The sequence below is a fragment of the Candidatus Thorarchaeota archaeon genome (assembly GCA_013388835.1).
GTDB lineage: Archaea > Asgardarchaeota > Thorarchaeia > Thorarchaeales > Thorarchaeaceae > JACAEL01.
Genome location: JACAEL010000076.1, coordinates 1 through 4,478, shown reverse-complemented (window position 1 = coordinate 4,478; position 4,478 = coordinate 1). Strand labels below are relative to the sequence as shown.

At 56.4% G+C, this 4,478-nt stretch carries 4 protein-coding genes; all 4 read right to left on the bottom strand.

Going from position 1 to position 4,478, the window contains the following annotated elements:
• A partial coding sequence (locus HXY34_12565) for a hypothetical protein (protein NWF96966.1) occupies positions 1-360 on the bottom strand: 360 nt, incomplete at its 3' end.
• The gene (gene hisD, locus HXY34_12560) at positions 357-1,652 is read right to left on the bottom strand and encodes a histidinol dehydrogenase (GenBank protein NWF96965.1); all 1,296 of its coding nucleotides are present in this window, start codon (positions 1,650-1,652) and stop codon (positions 357-359) included. The genes hisD and HXY34_12565, both read right to left, overlap by 4 nt.
• Positions 1,649-2,629, bottom strand: a complete 981-nt coding sequence (gene hisG / locus HXY34_12555) for an ATP phosphoribosyltransferase (GenBank protein ID NWF96964.1) — start codon at positions 2,627-2,629, stop codon at positions 1,649-1,651. Before hisG ends, hisD begins: the two co-directional genes overlap by 4 nt.
• A gap of 470 nt (positions 2,630-3,099) precedes the next feature.
• Positions 3,100-4,047 carry a CPBP family intramembrane metalloprotease gene (locus HXY34_12550; GenBank protein NWF96963.1) on the bottom strand — a complete coding sequence of 316 codons (948 nt, stop codon included), beginning with the start codon at positions 4,045-4,047 and terminating at the stop codon, positions 3,100-3,102.
• Positions 4,048-4,478: the final 431 nt, after the last annotated feature.

The following is a 4,478-nucleotide window of genomic DNA, read 5'->3' as shown; positions in this document are numbered from 1 at the left end:
GGTCGGGTTCATGATGACGGTCCTGTCACCCTGCCGAAGGACCGCTTCTGTCACGAGCCGAATCAGGTCGTCGCCACCGGCACCGACAGTCACGCAGTCCGGTACCACTCCGACGTAGTCGGCCAGCTCGCGTCTCAGCTCGGTCAGATTCCCACTCTGATAGAGTCGTGGGTCCGAGTCTTCCACCGCCTTCTGAATGACGCCTTGCACGAACGCTTGGGGCAGGAACAGGTTCTCGTTCTGGTCGAGTCTCAGCGGCCGGGCAGACGGGGTAGCGGTCTCGCACAGACTCAGGGTCGGGCCGCAGTACACCGGATATCCGGACACCCGCTCGATCAGTCGTCTTGCGGCCAGACTCAATCTGACAACCTCCTTCGGACAGCTCGGGCGTGGTTTCGTAGCCCCTCTGCTTCGGCGAGCTCACACACCGAACTCGCCACATCTCTCAGACCATCATTGGTGGCTTCAACCACATGGAAGAACCGGACAAAGTCCAGCACAGAGAGGCTGGAGAAGACTCTCCCGTAGCCTGATGTGGGCAGGACGTGATTCACGCCGAGTCCGTAGTCACTTGCGGCAACTGGTGTGTATGGACCCAGCAGCACGAGACCTGCAGACGTTATGCGTGTCTGGATCGCATCAGGGTCCCTGGTCACTATCTCAAGGTGCTCAGGCGCGAAGTCGTTGACAAGTCCTATACACTCCTCGAGGGTCTCGCAGACATAGAGTGCCCCGTTCCGCCTCAGTGACTCTCGGACCACATCCTCACGAGGCAGGTCCGACAGCATACTGTCAAGTGCATCCCTCACCTTCTGGGCCATGTCCATCGAATTGGTGACCAGTACTGCGACTGCCTCAACGCTGTGTTCTGCCTGCGATATCATGTCGAGAGCTATCAACGTTGGATCAGCAGAGTCATCAGCAAGCACGAGCAGCTCGCTAGGTCCCGCAGGCATGTCTATCATCGTGTCTGAGGACACCATTCTCTTGGCAGCAGTCACGTAGCTGTTGCCCGGCCCGACAATCTTCTGGACTGGACGGATACTCTCGGTGCCGTACGCAAGGGCAGCTATGGCCTGAGCTCCTCCGGTCAGGTATACTTCGTCGACCCTGCAGAGGTCCGCAGCAACAAGAGTGAGCGCCAGCCGGTCAGCTGCTCGAGGCGGCGTGCATACGACCACACGCCGCACGCCTGCGGTCTTGGCCGGCACTGCGCACATGAGAAGGGAGCTGGGATAGCTTGCCTCGCCTCCGGGCACGTAGCAGCCAACCTCATCGAGTGGTGTGTATCTGAAGTAGATCCTCATGCCCCCGTCCTTCAGTACGAAAGACAACCGGGAAAGTAGCGCTTCGGACACCTGCTCAATGCGTTCCTTGGCCTTGACGAGTGCCGCGACCTGTGAGTCTGACACTCTGCTATACGCGTCCTCAACAGCCGCACGGTCCACTCTCAACCTCTCCAAGGACGGAGTGCAAGAGTCGTACTCCGCCGACAGCTGCAGCAGTGCCATGTCACCCCTCTGCCTCACCATCTCCACTATGGCCCGCACTGAGTTCTCCACTCCGTCCAAGTATGTCGTCGTTGATGGATACCTGCCCGTCAGCGGCATGTTGGACCGGGCATCCACTCTGACCAGACGAATGTCAATCATTGCGAGTCCCTCCCTCCGTCCGTGACAAGAGGAAGCACTTGCCGTGGCTCAAACACCACCAGTCCTTGAGCAAGCCTCCTCAGCTTCGGTATGAGTGACAGGAACTCGGTTCTGTCAACAACCGTGTTAACCGCCACCCAGTTGGGGTCCGACAACTGTGAGACCGTCGGACTCTGCAGCGCCGGTAGCTGACTGAGGAGTTCCTCGAGCCGGTCTCTCTGCACGTTGATGAACACATGGAGCTTCTTGCGACCCTCGACAACCCCTCTCAGGAGAGTCATGATATCTGCAATCTTCTCTCTCTTCACAGGGTCCTCCATGGCCTGCCTGTTGGCTATCAGGACAGCTGTCGACTTCAGCAGGGTCGCCACCGGCTTCAGTCCATTCTGCTCAAGCGATGTGCCTGTGTCCACTACTTCGACTATCGCATCCGCTGCTGTCGGGGGCTTGGCCTCAGTGGCTCCGAACGAGAGGTAGACTCCAACCTGGCTGTTACTGCCGGTGCGCCACCACGGAGTGATGACCATCGGTTCAGAGCTGCCGTAGTACTTCTTGTAGACAGGGTCGTTGAGCAGTGCCCGCTTCGCCAGCGTCAGATACTCTGTGAACACTCGCAGCTGTTTCCCTCTTTGAGCAAAGAGTTCTATCAGGTCTCCAAGCGAGTTCACGGAGTTCATCTCATTCGGGACTGCAACAACGATTCGCACCGGCGAGTACTCAAGGTCAACAAGCAGTTCCACGTCAACGCCACATTCGCACATCCAGTCGTATCCGGTGATACCAACGTCTTGGATGCCCTCACTCACAAAGATCGGAATCTCCTGTGGACGAAGCATCCTCAGGTCGATATGATGGTCGTTGATGGCTGGTCGGTACGTCCGCTTCTCGCCAGATATCCTGTAGCCGGCGGACGAGAGTATGCTCAGTGTCGCATCATTCAAGTGCCCATTAGGTATTGCTAGTCTCAACTTAGACACATCATGTCACCTGCAATGGTATTCTTTCAGAACTAGACGCTGACGGGACCCTGGACCGCGATAGGAATCGCACTGACCGAGCAGTCCCATCAGAAGTAGTACACGGAGAGACGACTGACTCTGAAGAGCGTTCGAAGGCTAGTAGTACCTGCCTCTTAGCGATGAACGCAACCGCCTCGTGTGAAGACTATCCCTCACGTCGTATCATCTCCGGAACGCGTCGTTTCCCGCCCAGTAATAAAGATTGCCCCGTGATGTTCAGCACTGTACACTTCTGTACATCAAGAAGACAATGACAGCGCGTTCTTCATGGAGCACACCTTCTCTGCGTGTCAGATGGAAGCATGGGATTGCGTTTCCGTGCCCTGGATCCGCATGACCTGCACTGGTGCTTCAAGACACGGGACACTCACGTACTCGTATGTGACACAGTACAATCCGTGATCCCCGAGGAGCCACCCGAAGGCTGCTCAGTGTTGCCTGCGGAATGAGGTCGGTCCATTCACAGCAACTATCACAACCGCGACGAGTAGGAGCAAGGCCACCGAAGCGTATGTCGCCCAGACCGAGCTGGTGATGGGTATCAGCCAGAGGAAGAGATTGAAGGACGTGTGAAGCAACATGGTACTGAGTACGCTGTTGTCAGTGTTATTGTATACCCATGTGAAGACAATGCTGTTGAGGGTCACGGCAGCAAACATCACCCATACCGGATGTGAGTAGTACATTGCGTTCGGTACACCAGCAAACACCCAGAAGAGAGGCAAGTGCCAGCCTGCCCACAGCAGTCCAAGGATGACACTTGACACCAATGCTCCGAATCTGGCCTGAAGTCTTGGCAGTGCATACCCTCGCCACCCGAACTCCTCCTGGAGCGGACCCGCAGTCAGGAGCACCACAACAAAGGCGACTGGCAGAACGAAGACAAGCTCCTCAGCGACGAGGATGGGAAAGGCGAAGTCCATGCTCAGCACACCGATGGCGGCAGATGCAAGTATTACAGCAGGCATTAGAAGCAGAGCAGGTATCAACCAGACCTTTGGGAATCGATGGTTCACCCCGCTTGCCAGGAGGGCTTTCGCACCTGCAGCGCCGCCGTACTTGACACTCAGAACCAGTGCAGCAACTAAGGGACCGAAGGGTGCCGGATTGAACGGACTTGCAAGAAAGTCACTCAGCAGGGAGGGAAGTAACAGACCAGCACTCTGAAAGGCCATAGGTATCCAGAAGACCCACGAGAACGCATACGTGATGACAAAGTATTGAATCAACCGTTCGGAAGAAACCATGTCTGCCACAGTTGAGACCACCTGAGTCAGGATGCCTCCTGTTTCACTCATGGGGTTGATAAGAACATTGGTGATGTGGTCCTGTGGGATAGACCGTTCATTCTTAGTTGGAGGGAGTTGGACATCCATGGGGTGCCAACGGGTCCGTCAAGGAGCGGCACTGTGAAGGAGCACACCTTGACGACTCGCCAACTGTCGAGCAGACCCTAGGAGTAGCGTGACCACACAGACACACATGCGTCGCACTGCGTATGTACAAGACTGTCCAACATGACCGAATAATCTCAGGAGAGTATCACTCAGCTTCAGACTCTCATGCATAACAAGAGCTGAATCTTGAACAAGAAAAAGGGGAGGAAGGAGGTGTGACCAGCACACCCGGGCAAGGTTGTCCAGCGCAGGCCAGTGTTTTGGGCCGCGCCTTCATTCGCCGCCGGTCACAAGCTCCTTCTCGACAATCACGCGGTCCTCCTCATCCACTATGACGAGGTGGGCACCGCATGAGAGTCAGCAGTCGTAGCACCGCACAACCATCTCGAGGAGGTTGAGCAGGCCTTCAG